The 22,971-nt window shown below is 66.4% G+C and carries 33 protein-coding genes; 1 reads left to right on the top strand and 32 read right to left on the bottom strand.

From position 1 onward, the window contains the following. Positions 1–5 precede the first annotated feature (5 nt). Entirely contained in the window at positions 6–1,163 is a 1,158-nt protein-coding gene (locus tag JMJ56_RS10850) for a YncE family protein (RefSeq protein WP_202831626.1), read from the bottom strand. Positions 1,164–1,288: 125 nt separating this feature from the next. On the opposite strand from JMJ56_RS10850, the gene JMJ56_RS10845 reads away from it, so the two are divergent. Next, complete coding sequence (locus JMJ56_RS10845; protein ID WP_202831625.1) at positions 1,289–2,149, top strand: FkbM family methyltransferase; 861 nt, start codon at positions 1,289–1,291, stop codon at positions 2,147–2,149. 37 nt (positions 2,150–2,186) lie between these two features. Here the strand turns inward: JMJ56_RS10845 and rplQ are convergent, their stop codons facing one another. From rplQ to rpoC, 31 genes are all read right to left on the bottom strand, one after another. After that, complete coding sequence (rplQ, locus tag JMJ56_RS10840) at positions 2,187–2,615, bottom strand: 50S ribosomal protein L17 (RefSeq protein ID WP_202831624.1); 429 nt, start codon at positions 2,613–2,615, stop codon at positions 2,187–2,189. A 26-nt stretch (positions 2,616–2,641) separates the two neighbouring features. Continuing rightward, on the bottom strand, positions 2,642–3,658 hold the full coding sequence (locus tag JMJ56_RS10835) for a DNA-directed RNA polymerase subunit alpha (RefSeq protein ID WP_043364839.1): 1,017 nt from the start codon (positions 3,656–3,658) through the stop codon (positions 2,642–2,644). Between the two features lie 71 nt (positions 3,659–3,729). After that, entirely contained in the window at positions 3,730–4,131 is a 402-nt protein-coding gene (gene rpsK, locus JMJ56_RS10830) for a 30S ribosomal protein S11 (protein ID WP_043340413.1), read from the bottom strand. Position 4,132: 1 nt separating this feature from the next. Then, the gene (gene rpsM, locus JMJ56_RS10825) at positions 4,133–4,510 is read right to left on the bottom strand and encodes a 30S ribosomal protein S13 (RefSeq protein ID WP_043340414.1); all 378 of its coding nucleotides are present in this window, start codon (positions 4,508–4,510) and stop codon (positions 4,133–4,135) included. 175 nt (positions 4,511–4,685) lie between these two features. After that, positions 4,686–5,339, bottom strand: coding sequence for an adenylate kinase (locus tag JMJ56_RS10820; protein ID WP_202831623.1), 654 nt, complete (start codon positions 5,337–5,339; stop codon positions 4,686–4,688). Positions 5,340–5,362: 23 nt separating this feature from the next. After that, on the bottom strand, positions 5,363–6,721 hold the full coding sequence (secY, locus tag JMJ56_RS10815; RefSeq protein ID WP_202831622.1) for a preprotein translocase subunit SecY: 1,359 nt from the start codon (positions 6,719–6,721) through the stop codon (positions 5,363–5,365). 117 nt (positions 6,722–6,838) lie between these two features. Further along, positions 6,839–7,339, bottom strand: coding sequence for a 50S ribosomal protein L15 (rplO, locus tag JMJ56_RS10810; RefSeq protein ID WP_202831621.1), 501 nt, complete (start codon positions 7,337–7,339; stop codon positions 6,839–6,841). 16 nt (positions 7,340–7,355) lie between these two features. Continuing rightward, complete coding sequence (gene rpmD / locus JMJ56_RS10805; RefSeq protein WP_043340421.1) at positions 7,356–7,544, bottom strand: 50S ribosomal protein L30; 189 nt, start codon at positions 7,542–7,544, stop codon at positions 7,356–7,358. Further along, the gene (gene rpsE / locus JMJ56_RS10800; protein ID WP_202831620.1) at positions 7,537–8,187 is read right to left on the bottom strand and encodes a 30S ribosomal protein S5; all 651 of its coding nucleotides are present in this window, start codon (positions 8,185–8,187) and stop codon (positions 7,537–7,539) included. The genes rpmD and rpsE overlap by 8 nt, the downstream gene beginning before the upstream one ends. Positions 8,188–8,198: 11 nt before the next feature. Beyond that, on the bottom strand, positions 8,199–8,561 hold the full coding sequence (gene rplR / locus JMJ56_RS10795; RefSeq protein WP_043364845.1) for a 50S ribosomal protein L18: 363 nt from the start codon (positions 8,559–8,561) through the stop codon (positions 8,199–8,201). Next, positions 8,561–9,094, bottom strand: coding sequence for a 50S ribosomal protein L6 (gene rplF / locus JMJ56_RS10790; RefSeq protein ID WP_202831619.1), 534 nt, complete (start codon positions 9,092–9,094; stop codon positions 8,561–8,563). The genes rplR and rplF overlap by 1 nt, the downstream gene beginning before the upstream one ends. A gap of 14 nt (positions 9,095–9,108) precedes the next feature. Continuing rightward, the gene (gene rpsH, locus JMJ56_RS10785; RefSeq protein WP_202831618.1) at positions 9,109–9,507 is read right to left on the bottom strand and encodes a 30S ribosomal protein S8; all 399 of its coding nucleotides are present in this window, start codon (positions 9,505–9,507) and stop codon (positions 9,109–9,111) included. A 12-nt stretch (positions 9,508–9,519) separates the two neighbouring features. Continuing rightward, entirely contained in the window at positions 9,520–9,825 is a 306-nt protein-coding gene (gene rpsN / locus JMJ56_RS10780; protein ID WP_043340433.1) for a 30S ribosomal protein S14, read from the bottom strand. Between the two features lie 50 nt (positions 9,826–9,875). Beyond that, positions 9,876–10,559, bottom strand: coding sequence for a 50S ribosomal protein L5 (rplE, locus tag JMJ56_RS10775; protein WP_202831617.1), 684 nt, complete (start codon positions 10,557–10,559; stop codon positions 9,876–9,878). After that, complete coding sequence (gene rplX / locus JMJ56_RS10770; protein WP_202831616.1) at positions 10,556–10,876, bottom strand: 50S ribosomal protein L24; 321 nt, start codon at positions 10,874–10,876, stop codon at positions 10,556–10,558. Before rplX ends, rplE begins: the two co-directional genes overlap by 4 nt. 2 nt (positions 10,877–10,878) lie before the next feature. After that, a complete protein-coding gene (rplN, locus tag JMJ56_RS10765; protein ID WP_043340437.1) occupies positions 10,879–11,247 on the bottom strand; it encodes a 50S ribosomal protein L14 in 369 nt (122 codons plus the stop codon). Further along, positions 11,244–11,516 (bottom strand): 30S ribosomal protein S17, encoded by a 273-nt coding sequence (gene rpsQ / locus JMJ56_RS10760; RefSeq protein ID WP_043364849.1) that lies wholly within the window; start codon positions 11,514–11,516, stop codon positions 11,244–11,246. The genes rplN and rpsQ overlap by 4 nt, the downstream gene beginning before the upstream one ends. A 16-nt stretch (positions 11,517–11,532) precedes the next feature. Next, the gene (gene rpmC / locus JMJ56_RS10755; protein WP_202831615.1) at positions 11,533–11,748 is read right to left on the bottom strand and encodes a 50S ribosomal protein L29; all 216 of its coding nucleotides are present in this window, start codon (positions 11,746–11,748) and stop codon (positions 11,533–11,535) included. A 4-nt stretch (positions 11,749–11,752) separates the two neighbouring features. Then, positions 11,753–12,175 carry a 50S ribosomal protein L16 gene (gene rplP, locus JMJ56_RS10750; RefSeq protein ID WP_043340441.1) on the bottom strand — a complete coding sequence of 141 codons (423 nt, stop codon included), beginning with the start codon at positions 12,173–12,175 and terminating at the stop codon, positions 11,753–11,755. Between the two features lie 13 nt (positions 12,176–12,188). Continuing rightward, on the bottom strand, positions 12,189–12,866 hold the full coding sequence (gene rpsC / locus JMJ56_RS10745; protein WP_043340443.1) for a 30S ribosomal protein S3: 678 nt from the start codon (positions 12,864–12,866) through the stop codon (positions 12,189–12,191). 1 nt (position 12,867) lies between these two features. Further along, positions 12,868–13,269, bottom strand: a complete 402-nt coding sequence (gene rplV / locus JMJ56_RS10740; RefSeq protein ID WP_202831614.1) for a 50S ribosomal protein L22 — start codon at positions 13,267–13,269, stop codon at positions 12,868–12,870. A 4-nt stretch (positions 13,270–13,273) separates the two neighbouring features. Continuing rightward, positions 13,274–13,552 carry a 30S ribosomal protein S19 gene (rpsS, locus tag JMJ56_RS10735; RefSeq protein ID WP_043340447.1) on the bottom strand — a complete coding sequence of 93 codons (279 nt, stop codon included), beginning with the start codon at positions 13,550–13,552 and terminating at the stop codon, positions 13,274–13,276. A gap of 5 nt (positions 13,553–13,557) precedes the next feature. Then, on the bottom strand, positions 13,558–14,394 hold the full coding sequence (rplB, locus tag JMJ56_RS10730) for a 50S ribosomal protein L2 (RefSeq protein WP_202831613.1): 837 nt from the start codon (positions 14,392–14,394) through the stop codon (positions 13,558–13,560). Between the two features lie 3 nt (positions 14,395–14,397). Further along, the gene (locus tag JMJ56_RS10725; RefSeq protein ID WP_202831612.1) at positions 14,398–14,724 is read right to left on the bottom strand and encodes a 50S ribosomal protein L23; all 327 of its coding nucleotides are present in this window, start codon (positions 14,722–14,724) and stop codon (positions 14,398–14,400) included. Next, positions 14,721–15,338, bottom strand: coding sequence for a 50S ribosomal protein L4 (rplD, locus tag JMJ56_RS10720; RefSeq protein ID WP_202831611.1), 618 nt, complete (start codon positions 15,336–15,338; stop codon positions 14,721–14,723). The genes JMJ56_RS10725 and rplD overlap by 4 nt, the downstream gene beginning before the upstream one ends. 12 nt (positions 15,339–15,350) lie before the next feature. Continuing rightward, complete coding sequence (rplC, locus tag JMJ56_RS10715; RefSeq protein ID WP_202831610.1) at positions 15,351–16,037, bottom strand: 50S ribosomal protein L3; 687 nt, start codon at positions 16,035–16,037, stop codon at positions 15,351–15,353. Between the two features lie 21 nt (positions 16,038–16,058). Further along, positions 16,059–16,367 carry a 30S ribosomal protein S10 gene (gene rpsJ / locus JMJ56_RS10710; protein ID WP_007004401.1) on the bottom strand — a complete coding sequence of 103 codons (309 nt, stop codon included), beginning with the start codon at positions 16,365–16,367 and terminating at the stop codon, positions 16,059–16,061. A 34-nt stretch (positions 16,368–16,401) separates the two neighbouring features. Further along, positions 16,402–17,589, bottom strand: coding sequence for an elongation factor Tu (tuf, locus tag JMJ56_RS10705; RefSeq protein ID WP_202831599.1), 1,188 nt, complete (start codon positions 17,587–17,589; stop codon positions 16,402–16,404). Between the two features lie 27 nt (positions 17,590–17,616). Continuing rightward, entirely contained in the window at positions 17,617–18,093 is a 477-nt protein-coding gene (gene rpsG, locus JMJ56_RS10700; RefSeq protein ID WP_043337545.1) for a 30S ribosomal protein S7, read from the bottom strand. Positions 18,094–18,106: 13 nt separating this feature from the next. Further along, positions 18,107–18,478 carry a 30S ribosomal protein S12 gene (rpsL, locus tag JMJ56_RS10695; RefSeq protein ID WP_043337543.1) on the bottom strand — a complete coding sequence of 124 codons (372 nt, stop codon included), beginning with the start codon at positions 18,476–18,478 and terminating at the stop codon, positions 18,107–18,109. A 325-nt stretch (positions 18,479–18,803) separates the two neighbouring features. Beyond that, positions 18,804–22,958 carry a DNA-directed RNA polymerase subunit beta' gene (gene rpoC / locus JMJ56_RS10690; protein ID WP_202831609.1) on the bottom strand — a complete coding sequence of 1,385 codons (4,155 nt, stop codon included), beginning with the start codon at positions 22,956–22,958 and terminating at the stop codon, positions 18,804–18,806. Positions 22,959–22,971 lie beyond the last annotated feature (13 nt).

Below are 22,971 nucleotides of genomic sequence, written 5' to 3'. Positions count from 1 at the left end.
AGCCGTTATCTCGGCCTGTCGGCCACCCGCAGCGCCACAGAGCCGCCGCCGAGGCGGAGGCGCGGGCCGGCCTCGCTCAGCCTGCCGTCCTCGGTGATGCGGAAGACAGAGATGTCCCGCTCCACCATGTTGCCGACGAAGAGCATCCGCCCGTCCGGCGAGAAGGCGGCGCCCTGGGACCAGGTGCCGACATGAGCCTCCGCGACGACCGAGAGGCGGCCGCTGTCGATGCGCAGCAGCTTCACCAGACCCGGCCCCGCGAAAGGCGAGCCGGAGGGCTTGTTGGAACCGTTCATCACCGTGACCGCGACAAGGCGCGGGTCTGGCCCGGTCTGGATGCCTTCCGGCGTCTGGCCGACGCTCACCGTATCGACGATGCGATAGGGCTCGCGGGTCAGGTCGATGAGGCTGACGGTGTCCGCATCGCCGCTGCCGCGGCCGATATTGGCGACGGTGGCGTAGCGGCCGTCTGAGGTCACCGCGAGGCCGTAGGGGCGGACGCCGGTGGTGATGTCGCGGTCGAGCTTCACTACCCGCTCGCCCTCGATCTGCAGGACATTGATCAGATGGTCACCGTTGCGGGTGACAAGGGCGCGGCGGCCGTCCGGGGTGAAGGCGACATGCGAGACCTCGGAGGAAACCGGGCCGATGTCCACCTTGCCGATGGAGGTCACATGGCCATGGGCGATGCGGAAGACGCCCACCGTGCCCTCCGCGCGGTTGGCGACGAGGGCGAGGGTGCCGGCGCGGTTGATGGAGACGCCCGCGGGCGCCGCGCCGGTCGGCAGGGTTGCCACGACGCGGGGCGGCGAGGCGGTGAGGTCCACCACCGACATGGTGTTGCCGGCGACGAGGCGGGCGGGGTCGGCCGGGTCGCGCTGCTGGTTGTTGGTGACGAGGGCCAGGCGCTCGTCGGACGTGATGGCGACGGAGACGGGCGGGCCGACGACGCTGGCGGGGACGGCGATCTCGGCGCGGATGCGAGGCGCACCGGAGGCAAGGTCGATGACCGTCAACGTATCGGGTGGGGATTCACGGAGGGTGCGGGCGACGCCGTTGTCCAGGACCATCTTGTTGTCGTTCGCCGAGAGCAGGAGCTGCGCCGAAGCCTGCCCCATGCCCAGGCTCGCGACGATGATGCCGGCGAGCAGCCGATGGCGCATGTTATCATTCCTCCCGCGGGCGCTGGCCCGGTCCGGAGTGTCCGCTGCGGCCAGGCGGCAGGCAAGGCTTGTGCGGCGACCGGCCGAAATGGGAGATTGCGGCGTCCCCTGAGGTTCGATCTGGCATGGCATTGAGTTTGCGGGCGGTGCTGCGCCGGCTCCGGGTGAAAAACGTTCCCTTGCCCCCTCCCCCGGCACGGCCCGTGCAGCCTTACTGCTACCTCGGCCGGGCCCGGGCGCTGGCGCTGACACATCGCGGGCAGATGATCTATCTCGATACGCGCGACCTTGGCCTCACGCCGCATATCGCCGTTCATGGCACCTGGGAGATGGATGTGGAGGCGGTGCTCGGCCGGATTCTGCACCGCGGGGACCGGGTGGCGGAGGTCGGCGCCAATATGGGCTACCACACCCTGACCATGGCGGAGGCGGTGGGGCCGGAGGGGCTGATCCACAGCTTCGAGGCCAATCCGGCGGTGCTGCCGCTGCTTCGTGCGACGATCGCGGTGAACGGGTTTGGGGACAGGGTGACGCTGCATCCGGCGGCGGCGCTGGACGTGCCGGGAGAGGTCAGCTTCAGCAGCGACCCGGACCATATCGGCAGCGGGCATCTCGCTTTCGAAGGCGAGGCGCCGAACTACTCCCGTCGCGTGACCGTGCCAGCGGTGACGCTGGATGCGGCGCTGGCTGGGCTGCCCTCGCTCGATCTGCTGCGGATGGATGCGGAAGGCTCGGAGCCGCAGGTCCTGCGCGGGGCAGCGGCACTAATGGCGCGCTCGCCGCGGCTACGGATCGTCACGGAATGGTCGGCGCCGATGATGGCGGTACGGAGCGATCTGCCAGCCCTGGTCAGCTGGCTTGGCAGCGAACTGGGCTTCCGCTTCTGGCGAGTGGCGCGGGGCGGGGCGCTGGAGGCGGTAGCTGCGGAGGCGCTGCCCGGCCTGCCGCATGGCGAGCTGGTGATGACGCGGGAGTCGTCACCATGAAAAAGGGCGACGGGTTGCCCCGCCACCCTTCGCTCTCTCAGCCCGCCTCAGCCTGATCGGCCTCGGGGCGCTCCGGCTTCGGGCCGCTATCCTGGCCCTTGGCCGCCGGATCGCGGTCGATCAGCTCAATTACCGCCATGCTGGCAGCGTCGCCGTACCGGATCCCGGCCTTCAGCACGCGGGTGTAACCGCCGTTGCGGGCCTTGTAGCGCTCCGCGATGGTGGTGAAGAGCTTGTCCACCACCTTCTGGTCCATGATCTGTGCATAGGCCTGACGCCGCGCATGCAGGCCACCGCGCTTCCCAAGGGTGATGATGCGCTCCACATAGGGGCGCAGCTCCTTCGCCTTGGGCAACGTAGTGGTGATCTGCTCGTGCTTCAGCAGGCTCGTCGCCATGTTGCGAAACATGGCAAGACGATGGGTGGAGGTGACGCCGAGCTTCCGGCCGGCAATCCCGTGTCGCATGATATGGGCTTCCTACTCCGCCGGACTCAGAACGGCTCTTCGAGTTTCTTGGCCAGCTCTTCGATGTTCTCGGGCGGCCAGCCGGTAACGGTGAGGCCGAGCCCGAGGCCCATCGAGGCCAGGACTTCCTTGATTTCGTTCAGCGACTTGCGGCCGAAATTCGGCGTGCGGAGCATTTCCTGCTCGGTCTTCTGCACGAGGTCGCCGATATAGACGATGTTGTCGTTCTTCAAGCAGTTTGCCGAGCGGACGGAAAGCTCCAGCTCGTCCACCTTGCGAAGCAGGTTGCGGTTGAAGGGCAGGTCGTCCCGCTCCTCCTCCACCTTGCGCTCGCGCGGCTCGTCGAAGTTGATGAAGAGCTGCAACTGGTCCTGCAGAATCCGGGCGGCAAGCGCCACGGCGTCCTCGGGGGCGACGGTGCCGTCGGTCTCGAGGTTCATAACTAGCTTGTCGTAGTCGGTCACCTGGCCGACGCGGGTCGGCTCGACACGGTAGGCGACGCGACGGACGGGCGAGTAGATGGCGTCCACGGGGATAAGGCCGATCGGCGCATCCTCGGGACGGTTCATCGCCGCCGGGACATAGCCCTTGCCAGTGCCGACTGTCAGCTCCATCGACAGGCGGGCGCCGTCGTCGAGGGTACAGATGACGAGATCGGGGTTGGCGATCTCGATGTCGCCCGTGGTCTGGATCTGGCCTGCAGTCACCTCGCCCGGGCCGGTCGCGGTGAGCTGGAGGCGCTTCGGCCCCTCGCCCTGCATCCGGATGGCAAGCTGCTTCACATTCAGCACGATATCCGTGACATCCTCGCGGACACCTTGGATGCTGCTGAACTCATGCAGGACACCGTCGATGCGGATCGCCGTGACCGCAGCCCCCTGGAGGGAGGACAGCAGCACGCGGCGGATCGCATTGCCGAGCGTCATGCCGAAGCCACGCTCCAGCGGCTCGGCTACGATGGTCGCGCTGCGCTCCGGGTCGGCGCCGACCTCGACGCCCAGCTTCTCGGGCCGGATGAGCGACCGCCAGTTCCTCTCGATCACGAACAGTCTCCTAGGCCAACCTCACGCAAGAAAAGGCAGCCGCGCCTTGGACGCGGCCACCACGACGCGTCTCAGACGCGGCGGCGCTTGCGCGGGCGGCAACCATTATGCGGGATGGGCGTCACGTCCCGGATGGCGGTGACGTAGAAGCCGACCGCCTGCAGGGCGCGAAGCGCCGATTCGCGGCCCGAACCGGGGCCGCTCACCATGATCTCAAGCTGCTCCATCCCGTGCTCGCGGGCCTTACGGCCAGCATCCTCGGCCGCGACCTGCGCCGCATACGGGGTGGACTTCCGGCTGCCCTTGAATCCCTGGCTGCCGGAGGAGGACCAAGCGATCGCGTTGCCCTGGGCATCCGTGATCGTCACGATGGTGTTGTTGAAGCTGGCGAGCACATGGGCCACGCCGGAAGAGATGTTCTTCCGTTCTTTCTTGCGCGGCGCGCGGGCGCCACCACGGGGTTCGCGGGCCATATTACTTCGTCACCTTCTTCTTGCCGGCGATGGCCACGGCCTTGCCCTTGCGCGTGCGGGCGTTGGTGTGGGTGCGCTGGCCCCGGACTGGCAGGCCCCGGCGATGACGCAGGCCACGGTAGCAGGCCATATCCATGAGCCGCTTGATGTTCATCGCGACTTCACGGCGGAGGTCGCCCTCCACGCGGTACTCACGATCGATCAGCTCGCGGATGCGCAGAATCTCCTCATCCGTCAGCTGGTTCACCCGACGGTCCTCAGGGATGCTGAGCTTCCCGCAGATCTCGGCCGCGTTCTTCGGGCCGATGCCGTAGATGTAGCGCAGCGAGATCTGCACGCGCTTGTTCGTGGGGATGTTCACTCCGGCGATGCGCGCCACTGCTCAGCTCCTGGAGCCTGTCGCTCCTGCTCCCGCCAGATGGGGAAACCCCGTCCGACGATATGATCAACCCAAAATGCCAACGGCGAAACGCGGCCGGGAGTACCCTGGACCCAGGCCCGGGGGCTGCCTCTGACCGCGAGAGGCGCGGACTATACCGAGAGCCCCCTCGCCGTCAACCCTTCTCCCCGAGGATCGCCTCGATCTGCCGGGCGACCTCGTTCATCTCCGCCATGCCGTCCACCACCCGTAGCACGCCCTGGGCGGCGTAGTAGGGCAGCAGGGGCGCCGTCTGGCGGTGGTAGGCCTCAAGCCGGGCCGCGACCAGCTCTGCCTTGTCGTCGGCACGCCGGGAGAACTCCGTGCTGCCGCAAACATCGCAAGTGCCGGCCTTGGCCGCTGGCTTGAACTGGTCGTGGTAGCCTTCGCCGCATTTGGCGCAGGTGAAGCGGCCGGAGATGCGGTCCACCAGGGCCACGTCATCCACCTGGAGCTCGATGACGTGATGGAGGGGCATGGCCTTCTCCTTCAGCATCAGGTCGAGCGCCTCCGCCTGCGGGACGGTACGGGGAAAGCCGTCCAGGATGAAGCCCTGGGCGACGTTCGGCTGGGCCACCCGGCCGGCGAGCATGGCGATGATGATGGCATCCGGGACAAGCTCGCCCCGTTCCATGATTGCCTTCGCCTGCAGGCCGACCTCGCTGCCTGAGCGCACTTCGGCGCGCAGCATGTCACCCGTCGAGATCTGCTTCAGCCCGTGGCGGTCTTCCAGGCGCTTGGCCTGAGTCCCCTTCCCCGCCCCGGGCGGACCCAGCAGGATCAGATTCATGGCGTGTCCCCCTCCCCCTTGCCTCAACGCGGCCGCGGTGCGCCGCGACCACCCAGACGGGCCTTGCGGATCAGGCCTTCATACTGGTGCGCGAAGAGATGGGACTGCACCTGTGCCACCGTGTCCATCGTTACCGACACGATGATCAGCAGCGAGGTGCCGCCGAAGTAGAAAGGCACGCCGTAATGGCTGATCAGCAACTCGGGCAGGATGCAGACCAGACAGAGATAGAGAGCACCAACGGCAGTCAGCCGCGTCAGCACCCGGTCGAAATAGTCGGCCGTGTGCTGGCCTGGCCGGATGCCCGGCACGAAGCCGCCATACTTCTTCAGGTTGTCCGCCGTCTCCACTGGGTTGAAGACCACGGCCGTGTAGAAGAAGGCGAAGAAAATGATGAGGGCGACATAGAGCGCCATGTAGAGCGGCTGCCCATGAGCCAGCGCTCCGCTGACGGTGCTGAGCCAGCCATCGGAGGCCGGGTCGGCTGCGAATCCGGCGATCGTTGCCGGCAGCAGCAGCAGGGAGGAAGCGAAGATCGGCGGGATGACGCCGGCGGTGTTCAGCTTCAGCGGCAGATGGGTGTTCTCGCCGCCAAACATGCGGTTGCCGACCTGGCGCTTCGGGTACTGCACCGGGATGCGGCGCTGGGCCCGCTCGATGAAGACCACGAGCGCGATCACCGCGAGCGCAATGGCAATGAAGACGATGATGAAGATGGTCGAGAGCGCGCCGGTGCGGCCAAGCTCCAGCAGCGAAACCAGCGCGTGAGGCAGGTTCGCCACGATGCCGGCAAAGATGATGAGCGAAATGCCGTTGCCGACACCGCGCGCCGTGATCTGCTCGCCCAGCCACATCAGGAACATCGTCCCGCCGACCAGGGTGATAACGCAGGAGACGCGGAAGAACGCGCCCGGATCGCCCACCGCCGGCCCGAAGTTGCCGCGCATGCTCTCAAGGCCGACGGCGATGCCGTAGGCCTGGAAGATGGCGATCAGCACGGTGAGGTAGCGGGTATACTGGTTGATCTTCTTCCGGCCCGACTCGCCCTCCTTCTTCAAGGTTTCGAGCGAGGGGATGGCGGCCGTCATCAGCTGGATGATGATGCTGGCTGAGATGTAGGGCATGATGTTGAGGGCGAAGACAGTCATCCGCCCGAGGGCGCCGCCCGTGAACATGTCGAACATGCCGAGGATCCCACCGCCATGCTGGCGCAGGATCTCGCCCATCACCCCTGCATCGACGCCAGGGACCGGCACATAGGTGCCAAGACGGTAGACCAGGAGGGCACCCAGGGTGAACCAGAGGCGCCGCTTGAGCTCGGTCGCCTTCGACAGCACCCCGAGATTGAGATTGGCCGCAAGCTGCTCGGCTGCGGAGGCCATGGATCCTAAACCCTCCTCACGACAGCGGCGCCACCAACCGGAGGGAGATCCCCCGGCCGTGGCGCCGCAGCCACGAACCTCTGACTAGGTAGCGAGCGGCCCGGCGGGCCGCAAGCATCACGCCTCCGCCGGAGCCTCTTCGGCCGTGGCAGGCGGGTTTAGCAGGGTGATGGTGCCACCAGCTGCCTGCACGGCCGCGACCGCGCTGGCCGAGGCGCCGGAGACGGTAATGGTCACCGCCCGGCTCAGAGTGCCATGGCCCAGCAGCCGCACGCCGGCGAGCTTCGCCCCGGTACGGACAATGCCGGCCGCGCGCAGCGCCGCTTCGTCGATCGGCTGGTCACCCGGCAGCTTGCCCTCGGTGATCGCCTGCTCCAGGCGGCCGAGGTTCAGCGGGGCATACTCCTTGCGGAAGATATTGACGAAGCCCCGCTTCGGCAGGCGGCGATAGATCGGGAGCTGGCCGCCTTCGAAGCCGTTCAAGGACACGCCCTCGCGCGCCTTCTGGCCCTTCACGCCCTTGCCCGAGGTCTTGCCCTTGCCGGAGCCGATGCCGCGGCCAAGCCGCTTCGACTTGTAGCGCGCGCCGTCATTGTCGCGCAGCTCGTTCAGTTTCATAGGTCTTGCTCCCCGCTCAGCCTTCCACCTTGATGAGGTGGGCCACCTTACGGATCATGCCGCGGACCGCTGGAGTATCCTCCAGCTCCCGCGAACGGTGCATTTTGTTGAGGCCGAGGCCGATCAGCGTCTCGCGCTGGCCCGGCTTGCGCCCGATCGGCGACCCGGTTTGAGTCACCTTCACGGTCTTTTTCGTCTCAGACATTCGGAGCCTCCGCGGCCGACGTCTCGGCCGGGGCCTGGTCCTTGCGCGGCCCGAGCAGGTCCGAGACCTTCTTGCCGCGCCGGGAGGCGACGGCACGCGGGCTCGTGCTGCGGGTCAGGGCCGAGAAGGTGGCCTTGATCATGTTGTGCGGGTTGGTCGAGCCGAGGCACTTGGCCACGACATCACCCATGCCCAGCGTCTCGAAGATTGCGCGCATCGGGCCGCCGGCGATGATGCCGGTACCAGCGGGCGCCGCCCGCAGGATCACCCGGCCGGCGCCGAACTCGCCGATGACGTCGTGGTGGAGGGTCCGGCCCTCCCGCATCGGCACGCGAATCATGGTCCGCTTCGCCTGCTCGGTTGCTTTGCGGATCGCCTCCGGTACCTCGCGGGCCTTGCCGGCACCCCAGCCGACGCGGCCCTTCTGGTCGCCGACCACGACCAGCGCAGCGAAGCTGAACCGACGGCCACCCTTCACCACCTTGGCGACGCGGTTAATGGTGACGAGCTTGTCCTTCAGTTCATCGCCATCCTGGCGCTCCTGGCGGTTCTCGTTCTCGCGGCCACGGCCACGGCCACGACGGCGATCGCCGCCCTCGCCGCCATGCTCGCCGCCGCCACCGCTATGAGGGGTACGTGCCATCTATGCGATCCTCAGAACGACAGCCCGCCCTCGCGGGCGGCGTCGGCCAGGGCCTTGACCCGGCCATGATACAGGTAAGGCCCGCGGTCGAAGACGACCTTGTCGACCCCGGCGGCACGAGCACGCTCGGCCACCAGCTTCCCGACCTGGGTCGCGGCGTCCTTGTCGGCGCCGGTTTTCAGCGACTCGCGCATCGGCTTCTCGATGGAAGACGCGGCAGCGAGGGTGCGGCCCTGGGCGTCGTCGATCACCTGGGCATAGATGTGCTTGCCCGAGCGGAAGACGGAGAGCCGCGGACGGCCGCCGCTCTTGAGCTTCAGCTGGTAGCGCAGCCGGGAACGCCGGCGCGTCTGCAATGCGAGCTTGTCGGCCATTACTTCTTCTTACCCTCCTTCCGGAGGATCTGCTCATCGGTGTAGCGCACACCCTTGCCCTTGTAGGGCTCAGGATCACGCCAGGCGCGGATCTCGGCGGCAACCTGACCGACCTGACGCTTGTCCGCGCCTTCGACCTTTACGGCCGTCGGGCGTTCGCAGGTGATCTTGATGCCCTCGGGGATCGGGTAGCGGACCTCATGGCTGTAGCCGAGGTTCAGCACCAGATCCTTGCCTTGCACCGCGGCGCGGTAACCGGTGCCGTTGATCTCCATCGACTTGGTGAAGCCGGTGGAGACGCCCGTCACCATGCTGTTGATCAGGCTGCGGGTGGTGCCCCACATGGTGCGGCTGCGGCGGTCGTCCCGGCGCGGCTTTACCGCCACCTGGTTGTCCGCAATCTCCACATCCACTTCATCCGTCAGGTCGAGCTTGAGCTCGCCATTCCGGCCCTTGGCCACCACGGTCCGGCCCTGCAGCGCCACCTGGACGCCGCTCGGGACCGGGACGGGATATTTGCCGACGCGCGACATGCTGTATCCCTCCCTTAGAACACGCGGCAGAGGACTTCACCGCCAACATTGGCGGTGCGGGCCTCGGTATCGCTCATCACGCCACGGGGCGTGGAGAGGATGGAGATGCCGAGCCCGTTGTAGAACTTCGGCAGTTCCTTGATCTTCGAATAGACGCGCCGGCCGGGCTTGGAGATGCGGGTAATCTCCTTGATGGCGGGCTCGCCTTCGGAATACTTCAGCTCGATCTCGATGCGGCTGACGCCGGGGCGCTCCTGCTCCACCCGCCAGGCGCGGATATAGCCTTCGCGCTTCAGCACGTCGAGCACATCGGTCCGCAGCCGGCTGGCCGGGGCGACGCAACGCGTCTGCCGGGCCCGCTGGGCATTACGGATACGGGTGAGCAGATCCCCGAGCGGATCGGACAGAGACATATCCCCGCTCCCTTACCAGCTCGCCTTGGTCACGCCGGGCAGCTGGCCAGTATTGGCGAGCTCCCGCAGCATGTTCCGGCTGAGCTTGAACTTGCGATAATTGCCGCGCGGGCGGCCGGTGAGCTCGCAGCGCAGACGCACGCGCACCTTGGCGCCGTTGCGCGGCAACTGGGCGAGCTTCAAGGTCGCATCAAACCGGTCTTCGACCGGCAGGGTGCGATCCATGACGATACCCTTCAGCGCCGCGCGCTTGGCAGCATGCGTCGACGAGAGCTTCGCCCGACGCTTGTTCTTCTCGACTGCCGAAGTCTTGGCCATACGGTTCTATCCTCCGGAACCTGCCCGGCTCGCCGGGCGGTTTTCCAAGATCAGTTCTGGAAGGGAAGCTGAAACGCCTTGAGCAGCGCCTTCGCTTCCTTGTCGGTCTTCGCCGTGGTGACGAACTGGATGTCCATGCCGCGGACCGTATCCACGCGATCGTAGTTGATCTCAGGGAACACGATCTGCTCCTTCAGGCCCATGGCGAAGTTGCCACGGCCGTCGAAGCCCTTGGTGCCCGGAAGGCCACGGAAATCCCGCACGCGCGGCAGGGCAATGGTGACGAGCCGGTCGAGGAACTCGTACATGCGCGCCTTGCGCAGCGTCACCTTGCAGCCGATCTGCTGGCCTTCGCGGATCTTGAAGCCGGCAATCGCCTTCTTAGCCTTGGTCCGCACCGGCCGCTGGCCGGCGATGGCCGTCAGGTCGGCAACCGCGGCATCGAGCTTCTTGCCATCGGCCGCGGCTTCGCCGACGCCCATGTTGATGACAATCTTCTCGAGCTTCGGCACTTCCATCGGGTTCTTGTAGCCGAACTCCTCGACCAAGCGCTGCCGGATGACCTCAGCGTAGAAGGTCGCAAGGCGGGTGCGCTCGGCCGGTGAAGCGGCGGACTTGCCGGGCTTCGCGGCGACGGTCGTGACGGTGCGGCTGCCTTCCTCGCGGTTGGCTTCCGGTTTCTTGGCGTTGGCCGGGGCGCCCTTCTTGGCGCCGCCCTTCTTCGAATCGCTCATGCGTCAAGCACCTCGCCCGAAGGCTTCGCCACCCGCACCTTCTTCCCATCCTCCAGCAGGCGGAACCCAACACGGGTCGGCTTACCGGATTTCGGGTCGAGGAGCGCCAGGTTCGAGAGGTGGATCGGCGCCTCCTTCTCCTGGATGCCGCCGGGCTGGTTCATGCCCTGCGGCTTCTGGTGGCGCTTCACCACGTTCACGCCCTGCACCAGGGCACGCTTCTCGGTCGGCAACACGGCGATGACTTCGCCGCGCTTGCCCTTGTCACGACCGGTCAACACCTGGACCCGGTCGCCCTTCTTGATCTTCGCCGCCATGGTCAGAGGACCTCCGGCGCCAGCGAGATGATCTTCATGTACTTCCGCGCCCGAAGCTCGCGCACGACCGGTCCGAAGATGCGGGTGCCGATCGGCTCGCCCTGCTTGTTGATGAGCACGGCGGCGTTGTTGTCGAAACGGATCGCCGTGCCATCGATGCGACGCACCGGATAGGAGGTGCGGACGATGACGGCGCGATGCACCTCACCCTTCTTCACCTTGGCGCGCGGGATCGCCTCCTTCACGGAGACGACGATGACGTCGCCGACCGAGGCCGTCTTCCGCTTCGAGCCGCCGAGCACCTTGATGCACTGGACGCGGCGCGCACCGGAGTTGTCGGCAACGTCGAGGTTCGCTTCGACGCCGATCATGCGGACACCGCCTCGGTCGTGGCCGCCAACGGATTACCGTTGCGGAGCACCACCATCCAGGCCTTCCGCTTGGACAGCGGCGGGCACTCTTCGATCTGCACGAGGTCGCCTTCCTTGCAGAGATTGGCCTCGTCGTGGGCGGCGTACTTCTTCGAACGCCGGATGAACTTCTTGTAGAGCGGATGCATCACGCGACGTTCGACAAGGACGGTAACCGTCTTGTCCATCTTGTCGCTGACCACCCGGCCCGTGAGGACGCGCTTCGGCATAGCCGCCGGTCTCCCCTTAAGCCGTGGGTTGAGAAGCTGCCGAGCGACGCCGCTCGGACAGGACGAATTTGATGCGGGCGATGTCGCGCCGCACCAGCTTGATGCGGCCGGTCGCCTCGAGCTGGCCGGTAGCCCGCTGAAAGCGCAGGTTAAACTGCTCCTTCCGCAAGTCGAGGAGCTGCGTCTGCAACTCGTCCGGGGTCTTGGCGCGGATGTCCGCGATCTTGGTCATGGTCTTAGGCCTCCGCCGCGCCGAGACGCGACACGATCTTGGTTCGGATCGGCAGCTTTGCCGCGCCGAGCGTCAGCGCCTCGCGCGCCGTCTCGATGGAGACGCCGTCGATCTCGAACATCATGCGGCCCGGCTTGATGCGGGCCACCCAGTATTCCGGCGCGCCCTTGCCGGAGCCCATGCGGACTTCGGCAGGCTTGGTCGAGACCGGCACATCCGGGAAAATGCGGATCCAGACGCGGCCCTGACGCTTCATCGCGCGGGTGATGGCACGGCGGGCGGCCTCGATCTGCCGGGCGGTCACCCGCTCCGGCTCCAGCGCCTTCAAGCCGAACCCGCCGAAGCTCAGCGAGAACCCACCCTTGGCGAGACCTTTGATGCGACCCTTATGGGCCTTGCGGAACTTGGTGCGCTTGGGCTGCAGCATCTCACATCATCCCTCAGCGCTGCGGCGCCTGTTCGGCGGCGCGCTTGTCCTGCGCCATTGGGTCATGGGCCAGGATCTCACCCTTAAAGATCCAGACCTTCACGCCGCAGGTGCCATAGGTGGTCTTGGCGGTGGCGGTTCCGAAGTCGAGGTCGGCGCGCAGCGTATGCAGCGGCACGCGGCCCTCGCGGTACCACTCCATCCGGGCAATCTCGGCGCCGCCGAGGCGGCCGGAGCAGTTGATCCGGATGCCGCCGGCACCCAGCCGCATGGCCGACTGCACCGCGCGCTTCATGGCGCGACGGAAGGCGACGCGGCGCTCAAGCTGCTGCGCGATGCTCTCGGCAACCAAGGTAGCATCAATCTCGGGCTTACGGATCTCGACGATGTTCAGCGCAACCTCGGCCCCGGCAAGCCTCGCAAGATCCTTGCGCAGCACCTCGATATCCGCGCCCTTCTTGCCGATGACGACGCCTGGACGGGCAGCGTGGATCGTGACGCGCGGCTTTTTTGCGGGACGCTCGATCACCACTCGACTGACGCCCGCGCCCTTAAGGCGCGTGCGCAGCGTGTCACGCAGCTTCAGGTCCTCATGCAGCAGCCGGGAATAGTCGGCATCAGCAAACCACCGGCTGTCCCAGGTGCGGTTGATGCCGAGGCGGAAGCCGATCGGATTGACTTTGTGACCCATGTTACGCGGCCTCCTGCTGGGCCGGTGCCGCGGCCGGCTGTTCGGCGACCACGATCTTCAGATGGCTGAACCACTTCTCGACACGCGCCGCACGGCCGCGGCCGCGGGCGGAGAAGCGCTTCATCACCTGCGAGCGGCCGACCTCGGCGCGTGACACCACAAGCTGATCGACATCCAGTTGGTGGTTGTTCTCGGCGTTGGCAATGGCGCTCTCGAGCGTCTTCTTCACAGTCTGCGCAATGCGGCGCTTGCTGAAAGCGAGCGTCGCAACAGCATCTTGGGCGCGCCGGCCGCGGATCAGGCCAGCGACCAGGTTGAGCTTACGCGGGCTGACGCGGATATTCCGCAGAATGGCCTGCGCCTCGGTCTCAGGAAGACCGCGTTCGTGCTTCGGCTTGCTCATCGGATCAGCCCCGCTTCGCCTTCTTGTCGGACGAATGCCCGGTGAAGGTCCGCGTCGGCGAGAACTCGCCGAACTTGTGGCCCACCATGTTCTCCGAAACCTGCACGGGGATGAACTTCTTCCCGTTGTAGACACCGAAGGTCAGCCCGACGAACTGCGGAAGGATCGTGCTGCGACGCGACCAGATCTTGATGATCTCGTTGCGCGTCGAAGCCCGTGCGGCCTCCGCCTTGTTGAGCAGGAAGCCGTCCACGAACGGCCCCTTCCATACGCTGCGCGGCATCGCCCTCAGCCCTTCGTCGCGGTGCGGCGGCGGACAATGAGCCGATCCGTCCGCTTGTTGTTGCGCGTCTTCGCGCCCTTGGTCGGCTTGCCCCAGGGTGTGACCGGATGACGGCCACCGCTGGTACGACCCTCACCACCACCATGCGGGTGGTCGACGGGGTTCATTACCACACCGCGGTTGTGAGGGCGCCGACCCAACCAGCGGGAGCGACCGGCCTTGCCGATCTGCTGGTTCGAGTTGTCCGGGTTAGACACCGCCCCGATCGCCGCCATGCACTCGGCGCGGACGGTGCGGACCTCGCCCGACATCAGCTTGAGCTGGGCGTAGCCGGCGTCCTTGCCGACCAGCTGCACATAGGTGCCCGCCGAACGCGCGATCTTGCCGCCGGCGCCCGGCTTCAGCTCGACATTGTGCACAATGGTGCCGACGGGGATGGAGCCAAGCGGCATCGCGTTGCCCGGCTTGATGTCTGCCCGCTCGGCGGCGACGACCTGGTCACCGGCTTTCAACCGCTGTGGCGCCAGGATATAGGCGAGCTCACCGTCCTGGTACTTCAGCAGCGCAATGAAAGCGGTGCGGTTCGGATCGTACTCCAGCCGCTCGACAGTCGCCGGAACGCCGAGTTTCGTCCGCCGCTTGAAGTCAACGATGCGGTAGCTCTGCTTGTGTCCGCCGCCCCGGAACCGAACAGTCGTGCGGCCGTGGTTGTTGCGGCCGCCGGAATGCGACTTGCCCTCGGTCAATTGCTTGACCGGCTTGCCCTTCCACAACTCATCCCGCTTGATCAGGATGGTGCCGCGGAGGCTCGGCGTGATCGGATTGAAATTCTTGAGCGCCATGGTTTAGGCGAGCCCCGTCGTCAGATCGATTGTCTGGCCCTCGGCCAAGCGCACGATGGCCTTCTTCCAGTCAGAGCGTTGACCCGGGCGGTTGCGGAAGCGCTTCGCCTTGCCCTTCACCACAAGGGTGTTGACTGCGAGCACCTTCACGCCGAACAGCGTCTCGACCGAGGCCTTGATCTCCGGCTTCGTCGCCTCGAGCGGCACCTTGAAGACAACCTGGCCCTGCTCGGTCAGCAGCGTCGCCTTCTCCGTCACCACCGGGGCGAGGATGGTCTGATACATGCGCTCCCGTGAGAGGAGCGGCTTCTTCTCCTGCGTACCGCTCATGCCAGCCGCTCCGTCAGCGCCGCGACGCCGGCGCGGGTGACCGCGAGGACGTCATGGTTCAGGATGTCGTACACATTGGCGCCGATCGTCGGCAACACATGCATGTTCGGCAGGTTGCGGATGCCGCGGCCAAAGCCCTCATCCACCTGCGCGTCCACGACGAGCGCGCTGCTCCAACCGAGCGCTTTGAGCTGCTTCGCCAGCACCGAAGTCTTGGCCTCGGAAGCGGAGGCGGTGTCGATCACCACCAGCTTGCCCTCGGCCGCTTTCTGGCTGAGCGCACTGATGAGGCCGAGACGGCGAACCTTCTTGTTCAGCGAGTAGCCGTGGTCGCGGACGACCGGGCCATGCACCACGCCACCGGTGCGGAACTGCGGCGCACGCAACGAACCCTGGCGGGCGTTGCCGGTGCCCTTCTGCCGATAAGGCTTCTTGGTGGTGCCGGAGACTTCACCCATCCCCTTGACCTTGTGGGTACCCGCCCGCCGCTTGGCGAGCTGCCAGTGAACGACCCGCGCCATGATATCGGCGCGCGGCTGCGCCGCGAACAGCGCCTCCGGCAGCTCGATCTCGCCTGCCGTGCCGTTATCCAGCGTGATGACCGGAACCTGCATCGTACTTGGTCCTTACGCCGCGGCCGTCGGGAAGGGAGCCTCGGCATGGCGCGCGCGCTTCACCGCGTCCCGCACCAGCACATAGCCACCCTTGGACCCGGGCACCGCGCCCTTAATCAGCAACAGGCCCTTGTCGAGATCGATACCGGCGATCTCGAGATTCTGGGTGGTGATGCGCTCAACACCCAGATGGCCAGCCATCTTCTTGTTCTTGAAAGTCTTGCCCGGATCCTGCCGATTGCCAGTCGAACCATGTGAACGATGGCTGATCGACACGCCGTGCGAGGCCTCGAGGCCAGCGAAGTTCCAGCGCTTCATGGCACCGGCGAAACCCTTGCCCTTCGAGACGCCGGTAACGTCGACGATCTGGCCTTTCACGAAATGCGCCGGGCTCAGCCGTGCGCCCGGATCGAGCGCCGCATCGGCACCGACGCGGAACTCGACGAGCTTCTTCGGTGCCTCAACGCCGGCCTTCGCAAAGTGGCCGCGATTGGCCTTGGTCACGTTCTTGGGCTTCGCGCGGCCGATTCCGAGCTGGACGGCGTCATAGCCATCCTTCTCGGCGCTGCGGCGGGCGATGACGCGCACCTCGTCCAGATGCAGGACGGTCACGGGGACCGTGCTGCCATCGTCATTGAAGATCCGGGTCATGCCCAGCTTCTTGGCGATCAGGCCGGTGCGGCCGGTCTTGGCGGCCATGGCTAGTAACTCCCCCTGGCCTTAGAGCTTGATCTCGACATCCACGCCCGCGGCGAGGTCGAGCTTCATCAGCGCGTCCACGGTCTGCGGAGTGGGGTCGACGATATCGAGCAGGCGGCGATGTGTGCGGATCTCGAACTGCTCGCGCGACTTCTTGTCGACATGCGGCGAGCGGTTGACGGTGAAGCGCTCGATCTCCGTCGGCAGCGGAATCGGGCCGCGCACACGGGCGCCCGTCCGCTTCGCGGTATTCACGATCTCCCGCGTGCTACCGTCGAGCACGCGGTGATCGAACGCCTTGAGGCGGATGCGGATATTCTGGCTGTCCATGGTGAGCGGACCGATCCTCGACTGAGCCTAAGGCTTACTTCACGATGGAGGCGACGACGCCGGCGCCGACGGTGCGGCCGCCCTCGCGGATGGCGAAGCGGAGCCCCTGGTCCATGGCGATGGGCGCGATCAGCTCGACATCCATCGTCACGTTGTCGCCCGGCATCACCATCTCGACGCCTTCCGGCAGCTTCACGATCCCGGTCACGTCGGTGGTCCGGAAGTAGAACTGCGGCCGGTAGTTGGTGAAGAACGGCGTGTGGCGGCCGCCCTCCTCCTTGGTCAGGATATAGGCCTCGGCCTTGAACCCGGTGTGCGGCGTGATCGAGCCGGGCTTGGCCAGGACCTGCCCGCGCTCCACGTCCTCGCGCTTGGTGCCGCGCAGCAGCGCGCCAATGTTGTCGCCCGCCTCGCCGCTGTCGAGCAGCTTGCGGAACATCTCGACGCCGGTCACGGTCGTCTTCACCGTCGCCTTCAGGCCAACGATCTCGACTTCCTCGCCGACCTTGACGATGCCGCGCTCGACGCGACCCGTCACCACCGTGCCACGGCCCGAGATCGAGAACACGTCCTCGATCGGCATCAGGAACGGCATGTCCTTCGGACGCTCCGGCTGCGGGATGTAGCTGTCCACCGCCGCCATCAGCTCGAGCACGGCATTCTTGCCGATCTCGGGCGTCTTGTCCTCAAGGGCCGCCACCGCCGAGCCCTTGATAATCGGGATGTCGTCGCCCGGGAACTGGTAGCTGCTGAGGAGCTCGCGCACCTCCATCTCCACCAGCTCGACCAGGTCGGGGTCCGCCAGGTCCATCTTGTTCAGGAACACCACCAGCGCCGGCACGCCCACCTGCCGCGCCAGCAGAATGTGCTCGCGCGTCTGCGGCATCGGGCCGTCGGCCGCCGAGACCACCAGGATCGCGCCGTCCATCTGCGCCGCGCCGGTGATCATGTTCTTCACGTAGTCGGCGTGGCCAGGGCAGTCGACATGCGCATAGTGCCGGTTCGCCGTCTCGTACTCGACATGCGCGGTCGAGATCGTGATGCCGCGGGCCCGCTCCTCAGGCGCCTTGTCGATCTGATCGTAGGCCGTGAACGTCGCGCCGCCCGTCTCCGCCAGCACCTTGGTGATCGCCGCCGTCAGCGACGTCTTGCCATGGTCGACGTGCCCGATCGTCCCAATGTTGCAGTGCGGCTTGTTCCGCTCAAACTTCGCCTTCGCCATCGTCGTCGTTCCTCGATCGGGTCCGGATTACCAGCGGTAATGGCTGAAGGCTTTGTTCGCCTCCGCCATCCGGTGCGTGTCTTCGCGCTTCTTGACGGCCGTGCCGCGGTTGTTCGCCGCATCCATCAGCTCGCCGGAAAGGCGCTCTTCCATCGTGTTCTCGCCGCGCTTCCGCGCGGATTCGATCAACCAGCGGATCGCCAACGCCTGACGACGCTCCGGGCGAACCTCGACCGGCACCTGATAGGTCGCACCACCAACGCGGCGGCTGCGGACCTCAACGGCCGGCTTCACGTTGTCCATGGCTTCATGGAACATACGCAGCGGGTCCCCATTGGGGCCAACCCGCCGCTTCAGCGTGTCCATGGCAGCGTAGACGATACGCTCCGCAGTGCTCTTCTTGCCGTCGTACATCAGCACGTTCATGAAACGGCTGAGCACGAGATCGCCAAACTTGGGATCGGGCAGGACTTCGCGCTTCTGCGCGCTATGACGGCGAGACATGCCTCAGCCTCTCCTACTTCGGCCGCTTCGCGCCGTACAGCGACCGGCGCTGGCGACGTTTCGGCAGGCCCTGCGTATCCAGGACACCGCGGAGGATGTGGTAGCGAACGCCCGGAAGGTCCTTCACGCGGCCGCCGCGGATGAGCACCACGGAGTGCTCCTGCAGATTATGGCCCTCGCCCGGGATGTAGCTCACCACCTCGTAGCCGTTGGTCAAGCGCACCTTGGCCACCTTACGAAGGGCCGAGTTCGGCTTCTTCGGTGTGGTGGTGTAGACGCGCGTGCACACGCCACGCTTCTGCGGGCAGCCCTGCAGCGCCGGAACCTTGTTCCGCTTCGCGTTCGGCTCGCGCCCCTGGGCGATGAGCTGGTTGATCGTCGGCATGACGCCCCTTCGTGTACCGTCCTGGGCCCCGCAGCCACGCAAAGCCAGAAGCCCGCACGGGCGGAGCTTGTAGCTCGCCGGCGGGCGCCCTGACCGGCACCCGGCCTGAGCAACCTCAAGGGTCGCGGTGCCGGACGCGCAGCGTTGTGGACCAAAGTTTCCTGGCTGTCCGGCGCCGCAGCGCCCGGCCTTGCCAAGGGCGGGCTACCTACGCGGTGCGGCTGGATGAGTCAAGTGAAGCGGAGCAAGCGGGATGAAAAAGCCCGGATAAAAGAAAGGGCCGGGCTCCCGAAGGAACCCGGCCCCGTATCAAAGCAAAGGCAGCTTATTCGGCCGCCTGACGTCCACTTGGCTCCGGCAGGGCCGGCTGGGCCGTGGGCAGGCGCCCACGGTCCCGCTGCGCCGCCAGGGCCCGGAGGCGGTTCATCACCGAGCCCGTACCGGCCGGGATGAGCCGCCCGACGATGACGTTCTCCTTGAGGCCCGCCAGCACATCGACCTTGCCGGCCGTCGCCGCCTCGGTGAGCACCCTCGTCGTCTCCTGGAAGGAAGCGGCGGAGATGAAGCTCGTCGTCTGCAGCGAGGCCTTGGTGATGCCCTGGAGCACCGGCTCTGCCCGGGCAGGCCGCTCCTTGGCCTGGAGGCGCTTTTCGTTCTCCTGCTCGAACTCGATCCGGTCCACCTGCTCCCCGACCAGGTAGGTCGTGTCGCCAGGCTCGAGGATCTCGACCTTTTGCAACATCTGCCGAACGATGACTTCGATGTGCTTGTCGTTGATCTTCACGCCCTGGAGTCGATAGACGTCCTGGATCTCATTTACCAGATAGTTCGCCAGCGCCTCGACGCCCAGCACGCGCAGGATATCATGCGGCACGCGCGGACCGTCGACGAGCGGGTCGCCGGCCTTCACGTAGTCGCCTTCCTGCACCGAGACGTGCTTGCCCTTCGGCACAAGGTACTCGCGGGGAACCGGAGCCTCGTCGCCCTGCTGCTCGGGCACCACGACGATGCGGCGCTTCGCCTTGTAGTCCTTGCCGAATTCCACGCGGCCGTCGATCTCGGAGATGATCGCGTGATCCTTCGGCCGGCGAGCCTCGAAAAGCTCGGCGACTCGCGGCAGACCGCCGGTGATGTCGCGGGTCTTCGACGACTCGCGCGGCAGCCGGGCCAGAACGTCGCCTGCCTTCACCACGCCGCCGTTCTCGACGTTCAGCACCGAGGCCGGCTGCAGGAAGTACTGCTGCATGCCGTCCGCCGAGCGCAGCAGCAGCCGCGGCCGGAGGTTGGCATTGCGGGCCTTGTCGGCCGGCTCGCGCACCACCTTGGAGCTGAGGCCGGTCACCGGGTCCGTCTCCTCGTAGAGGGTCACACCCTCAATAAGGTCGGCGAACTCCAGCGTACCCGCTCGCTCGGTGATGATCGGCAGGGTGAAGGGATCCCACTCGGCCAGCTTCTGACCGCGCGAGACCGTCGCACCCTCGTCGATCAGCAGCCGGGCGCCATAAGGCACGCGGTAGCGCGCCCGCTCGCGGCCGGCCATGTCGCTCAGCACGATCTCGCAGTTCCGGCTCATCACCACCGGCGCACCGGCGCTGTTGGCCACCACGTTGCGGTTGGCGATCTTGACCGTGCCGTCATTGGTGGCCTCCACCGCCGACTGCTCGGCCCCGCGCTGCGCCGCACCGCCGATATGGAAGGTGCGCATGGTCAGCTGGGTGCCCGGCTCGCCGATCGACTGCGCAGCGATGACACCCACCGCCTCGCCGACATTCACCGGCGTGCCACGAGCCAGGTCGCGGCCGTAGCAATGGCCGCAAACGCCGACGCCGGCATCGCAGGTCAGGACGGAGCGAATATACATCTCCTCCACACCTGCGGCCTCGATGCGCTCGGCATCCGGCTCCTCGATCACGGTGTTCCGGGCGGCCAGCACCTCGCCCGTCGCCGGGTCGACCACGTCACGCTGGGTGAAGCGGCCGAGGATGCGCTCGGAGAGCGAGGAAATGACCTCGCCACCATCCATCACCGGGCGCACGGTGATGCCGCGCTCGGTGCCACAATCGTTCATGACGATGATGCAGTCCTGCGCGACGTCCACCAGGCGGCGGGTCAGGTAGCCCGAGTTCGCCGTCTTCAACGCCGTGTCCGCGAGGCCCTTCCGGGCACCGTGGGTGGAGTTGAAGTATTCGAGGACGGTCAGCCCCTCCTTGAAGTTGGAGATGATGGGCTGCTCGATGATCTCGCCGCTCGGCTTCGCCATCAGGCCGCGCATGCCGGCCAGCTGGCGCATCTGCGCCGGCGAGCCGCGGGCACCGGAGTGGGACATCATCCACACGCTGTTGGTCGGCCGGCCGACCTCCTGGCGGGAGATCTCCTTCATCATGGCCTGCGCCACTTCCTCGGTGCAGCGCGACCAGGCGTCGACCACCTTGTTATAGCGCTCGCCCGCGGTGATGAGGCCGTCGAGGTACTGCTGCTCGAACTCCTTCACCTCGGCCTTGGTCTTGCCGATCATCTCCGGCTTGCTGGCCGGGATCATCATGTCGTCCTTGCCGAAGGAGATGCCGGCCTTCGCCGCCTGGCGGAAGCCGAGGCCCATCAGCCGGTCGGCGAAGATCACGCTCTCCTTCTGGCCGCAATGTCGGTAGACGGCATCGATGACGTCGGAGATCGACTTCTTCGTCAGCTGGCGGTTGATGAGGCTGAAGGGCAGCTGCGGGTGCAGCGGCAGCAGCTGGCCCATCATGACGCGGCCCGGCGTCGTCACCGCCCGCTCCATCGCCACCTTGCCGTCGCGGTCCATCGCCGGGCGCCGCATGCGGATCTTGGTGTGGAGCTGGATCGCGCCGGCGGCCAGCGCCTGCTCGATCTCGCCCATGGTGCCGAAGGCCGGGGCCTCCTTCTCATCGGCGACGCGGAACTCGGGCGTCTCCAGGCTGAGATAGTAGAGGCCGAGGACGATGTCCTGGCTCGGCACGATGATCGGCTTGCCGTTGGCCGGGCTGAGGATGTTGTTGGTCGACATCATCAGCACGCGGGCCTCCAGCTGCGCCTCGAGGCTCAGCGGGACGTGCACGGCCATCTGGTCGCCATCGAAGTCGGCGTTGAAGGCGGTGCAGACCAGCGGGTGCAGCTGGATCGCCTTGCCCTCGACGAGGACCGGCTCGAAGGCCTGGATGCCGAGGCGGTGCAGCGTGGGCGCCCGGTTTAGCATGACCGGGTGCTCGCGGATGACCTCCTCAAGGATGTCCCACACCTCGGGACGCTCCTTCTCCACCATCCGCTTGGCGGCCTTAATGGTGGTGGCGTGGCCGTACTTCTCGAGCTTCGAGTAGATGAAGGGTTTGAACAGCTCGAGCGCCATCTTCTTCGGCAGCCCACACTGGTGCAGCTTCATCTCGGGCCCGACCACGATGACCGAGCGGCCCGAGTAGTCGACGCGCTTGCCGAGCAGGTTCTGCCGGAAGCGGCCCTGCTTGCCCTTCAGCATGTCGCTGAGCGACTTCAACGGACGCTTGTTCGCGCCGGTGATGGCGCGGCCGCGGCGGCCGTTGTCGAACAGCGCGTCCACCGCCTCCTGCAGCATGCGCTTCTCGTTCCGGACGATGATGTCCGGGGCGCGCAGCTCGATCAGGCGCTTCAGCCGATTGTTCCGGTTGATGACGCGGCGGTAGAGGTCGTTCAGGTCGGAGGTCGCAAAGCGGCCGCCGTCCAGCGGCACCAGCGGGCGCAGCTCGGGCGGGATCACCGGCACGACGCCGAGGATCATCCAATCAGGGCGCGCACCAGATTCGGCGAAGGCCTCGATCAGCTTCAGGCGCTTCACCAGCTTCTTGCGCTTCGCCTCGGAGGTGGTCTCCTTCAGCTCGGCGCGCAGCCGGGTGGCCTCCTTGTCGCAGTCGATGCCGGAGAGCATCCCCTTCACCGCCTCGGCGCCGATGCCGACGGAGAAGGCGTCCTCGCCGAACTCGTCCATCTTCGCCTGGTACTGGTCCTCGTTCAGAAGCTGGTGCAACTTCAGGTCGGTGAGGCCCGGCTCAAGCACGACGTAGGACTCGAAGTAGAGGACCTTCTCCAGCTCCTTCAGCGACATGTCGACCATCAGGCCGACGCGGCTGGGCAGCGACTTCATGAACCAGATATGGGCGACGGGGCTGGCCAGCTCGATATGGCCCATGCGCTCGCGCCGGACCTTGGCCAGCGTCACCTCGACGCCGCACTTCTCGCAGATGATGCCGCGGAACTTCATCCGCTTGTACTTGCCGCAGAGGCACTCGTAGTCCTTGATCGGTCCAAAGATGCGGGCGCAGAACAGCCCGTCCCGCTCCGGCTTGAAGGTGCGGTAGTTGATCGTCTCCGGCTTCTTGATCTCGCCATAGGACCAGGAGCGGATCTGCTCCGGCGAGGCGATCGAGATCTTGATCTGGTCGAAGGTCATCGCCTGGCCGGTCTGGCCCAGGATCTTCATCAGCTCGTTCATGCGGCCTTCCTTG

This window comes from Belnapia arida (genome assembly GCF_016773205.1).
GTDB lineage: Bacteria > Pseudomonadota > Alphaproteobacteria > Acetobacterales > Acetobacteraceae > Belnapia > Belnapia arida.
This window is presented reverse-complemented; position numbering and strand designations above follow the sequence as displayed.

Bases quoted from the DNA above. Each gene is read 5' to 3' on its own strand.
- JMJ56_RS10850 (WP_202831626.1), bottom strand. From the start codon at position 1,163: ATGCGCCATCGGCTGCTCGCCGGCATCATCGTCGCGAGCCTGGGCATG.
- JMJ56_RS10845 (WP_202831625.1), top strand. From the start codon at position 1,289: ATGGCATTGAGTTTGCGGGCGGTGCTGCGCCGGCTCCGGGTGAAAAAC.
- rplQ (WP_202831624.1), bottom strand. From the start codon at position 2,615: ATGCGACACGGGATTGCCGGCCGGAAGCTCGGCGTCACCTCCACCCAT.
- rpsK (WP_043340413.1), bottom strand. From the start codon at position 4,131: ATGGCCCGCGAACCCCGTGGTGGCGCCCGCGCGCCGCGCAAGAAAGAA.
- JMJ56_RS10820 (WP_202831623.1), bottom strand. From the start codon at position 5,339: ATGAATCTGATCCTGCTGGGTCCGCCCGGGGCGGGGAAGGGGACTCAG.
- secY (WP_202831622.1), bottom strand. From the start codon at position 6,721: ATGGCCTCCGCAGCCGAGCAGCTTGCGGCCAATCTCAATCTCGGGGTG.
- rplO (WP_202831621.1), bottom strand. From the start codon at position 7,339: ATGAAACTGAACGAGCTGCGCGACAATGACGGCGCGCGCTACAAGTCG.
- rpmD (WP_043340421.1), bottom strand. From the start codon at position 7,544: ATGTCTGAGACGAAAAAGACCGTGAAGGTGACTCAAACCGGGTCGCCG.
- rpsE (WP_202831620.1), bottom strand. From the start codon at position 8,187: ATGGCACGTACCCCTCATAGCGGTGGCGGCGGCGAGCATGGCGGCGAG.
- rplR (WP_043364845.1), bottom strand. From the start codon at position 8,561: ATGGCCGACAAGCTCGCATTGCAGACGCGCCGGCGTTCCCGGCTGCGC.
- rplF (WP_202831619.1), bottom strand. From the start codon at position 9,094: ATGTCGCGCGTCGGCAAATATCCCGTCCCGGTCCCGAGCGGCGTCCAG.
- rpsH (WP_202831618.1), bottom strand. From the start codon at position 9,507: ATGTCTCTGTCCGATCCGCTCGGGGATCTGCTCACCCGTATCCGTAAT.
- rpsN (WP_043340433.1), bottom strand. From the start codon at position 9,825: ATGGCCAAGACTTCGGCAGTCGAGAAGAACAAGCGTCGGGCGAAGCTC.
- rplE (WP_202831617.1), bottom strand. From the start codon at position 10,559: ATGAGCGATTCGAAGAAGGGCGGCGCCAAGAAGGGCGCCCCGGCCAAC.
- rplX (WP_202831616.1), bottom strand. From the start codon at position 10,876: ATGGCGGCGAAGATCAAGAAGGGCGACCGGGTCCAGGTGTTGACCGGT.
- rplN (WP_043340437.1), bottom strand. From the start codon at position 11,247: ATGATCGGCGTCGAAGCGAACCTCGACGTTGCCGACAACTCCGGTGCG.
- rpsQ (WP_043364849.1), bottom strand. From the start codon at position 11,516: ATGCCGAAGCGCGTCCTCACGGGCCGGGTGGTCAGCGACAAGATGGAC.
- rpmC (WP_202831615.1), bottom strand. From the start codon at position 11,748: ATGACCAAGATCGCGGACATCCGCGCCAAGACCCCGGACGAGTTGCAG.
- rplP (WP_043340441.1), bottom strand. From the start codon at position 12,175: ATGCTGCAGCCCAAGCGCACCAAGTTCCGCAAGGCCCATAAGGGTCGC.
- rpsC (WP_043340443.1), bottom strand. From the start codon at position 12,866: ATGGGTCACAAAGTCAATCCGATCGGCTTCCGCCTCGGCATCAACCGC.
- rplV (WP_202831614.1), bottom strand. From the start codon at position 13,269: ATGAGCAAGCCGAAGCACGAACGCGGTCTTCCTGAGACCGAGGCGCAG.
- rpsS (WP_043340447.1), bottom strand. From the start codon at position 13,552: ATGCCGCGCAGCGTATGGAAGGGGCCGTTCGTGGACGGCTTCCTGCTC.
- rplB (WP_202831613.1), bottom strand. From the start codon at position 14,394: ATGGCGCTCAAGAATTTCAATCCGATCACGCCGAGCCTCCGCGGCACC.
- JMJ56_RS10725 (WP_202831612.1), bottom strand. From the start codon at position 14,724: ATGAGCGGTACGCAGGAGAAGAAGCCGCTCCTCTCACGGGAGCGCATG.
- rplD (WP_202831611.1), bottom strand. From the start codon at position 15,338: ATGCAGGTTCCGGTCATCACGCTGGATAACGGCACGGCAGGCGAGATC.
- rplC (WP_202831610.1), bottom strand. From the start codon at position 16,037: ATGGCCGCCAAGACCGGCCGCACCGGCCTGATCGCCAAGAAGCTGGGC.
- rpsJ (WP_007004401.1), bottom strand. From the start codon at position 16,367: ATGGACAGCCAGAATATCCGCATCCGCCTCAAGGCGTTCGATCACCGC.
- tuf (WP_202831599.1), bottom strand. From the start codon at position 17,589: ATGGCGAAGGCGAAGTTTGAGCGGAACAAGCCGCACTGCAACATTGGG.
- rpsG (WP_043337545.1), bottom strand. From the start codon at position 18,093: ATGTCTCGCCGTCATAGCGCGCAGAAGCGCGAAGTCCTGCCCGATCCC.
- rpsL (WP_043337543.1), bottom strand. From the start codon at position 18,478: ATGCCGACGATCAACCAGCTCATCGCCCAGGGGCGCGAGCCGAACGCG.
- rpoC (WP_202831609.1), bottom strand. From the start codon at position 22,958: ATGAACGAGCTGATGAAGATCCTGGGCCAGACCGGCCAGGCGATGACC.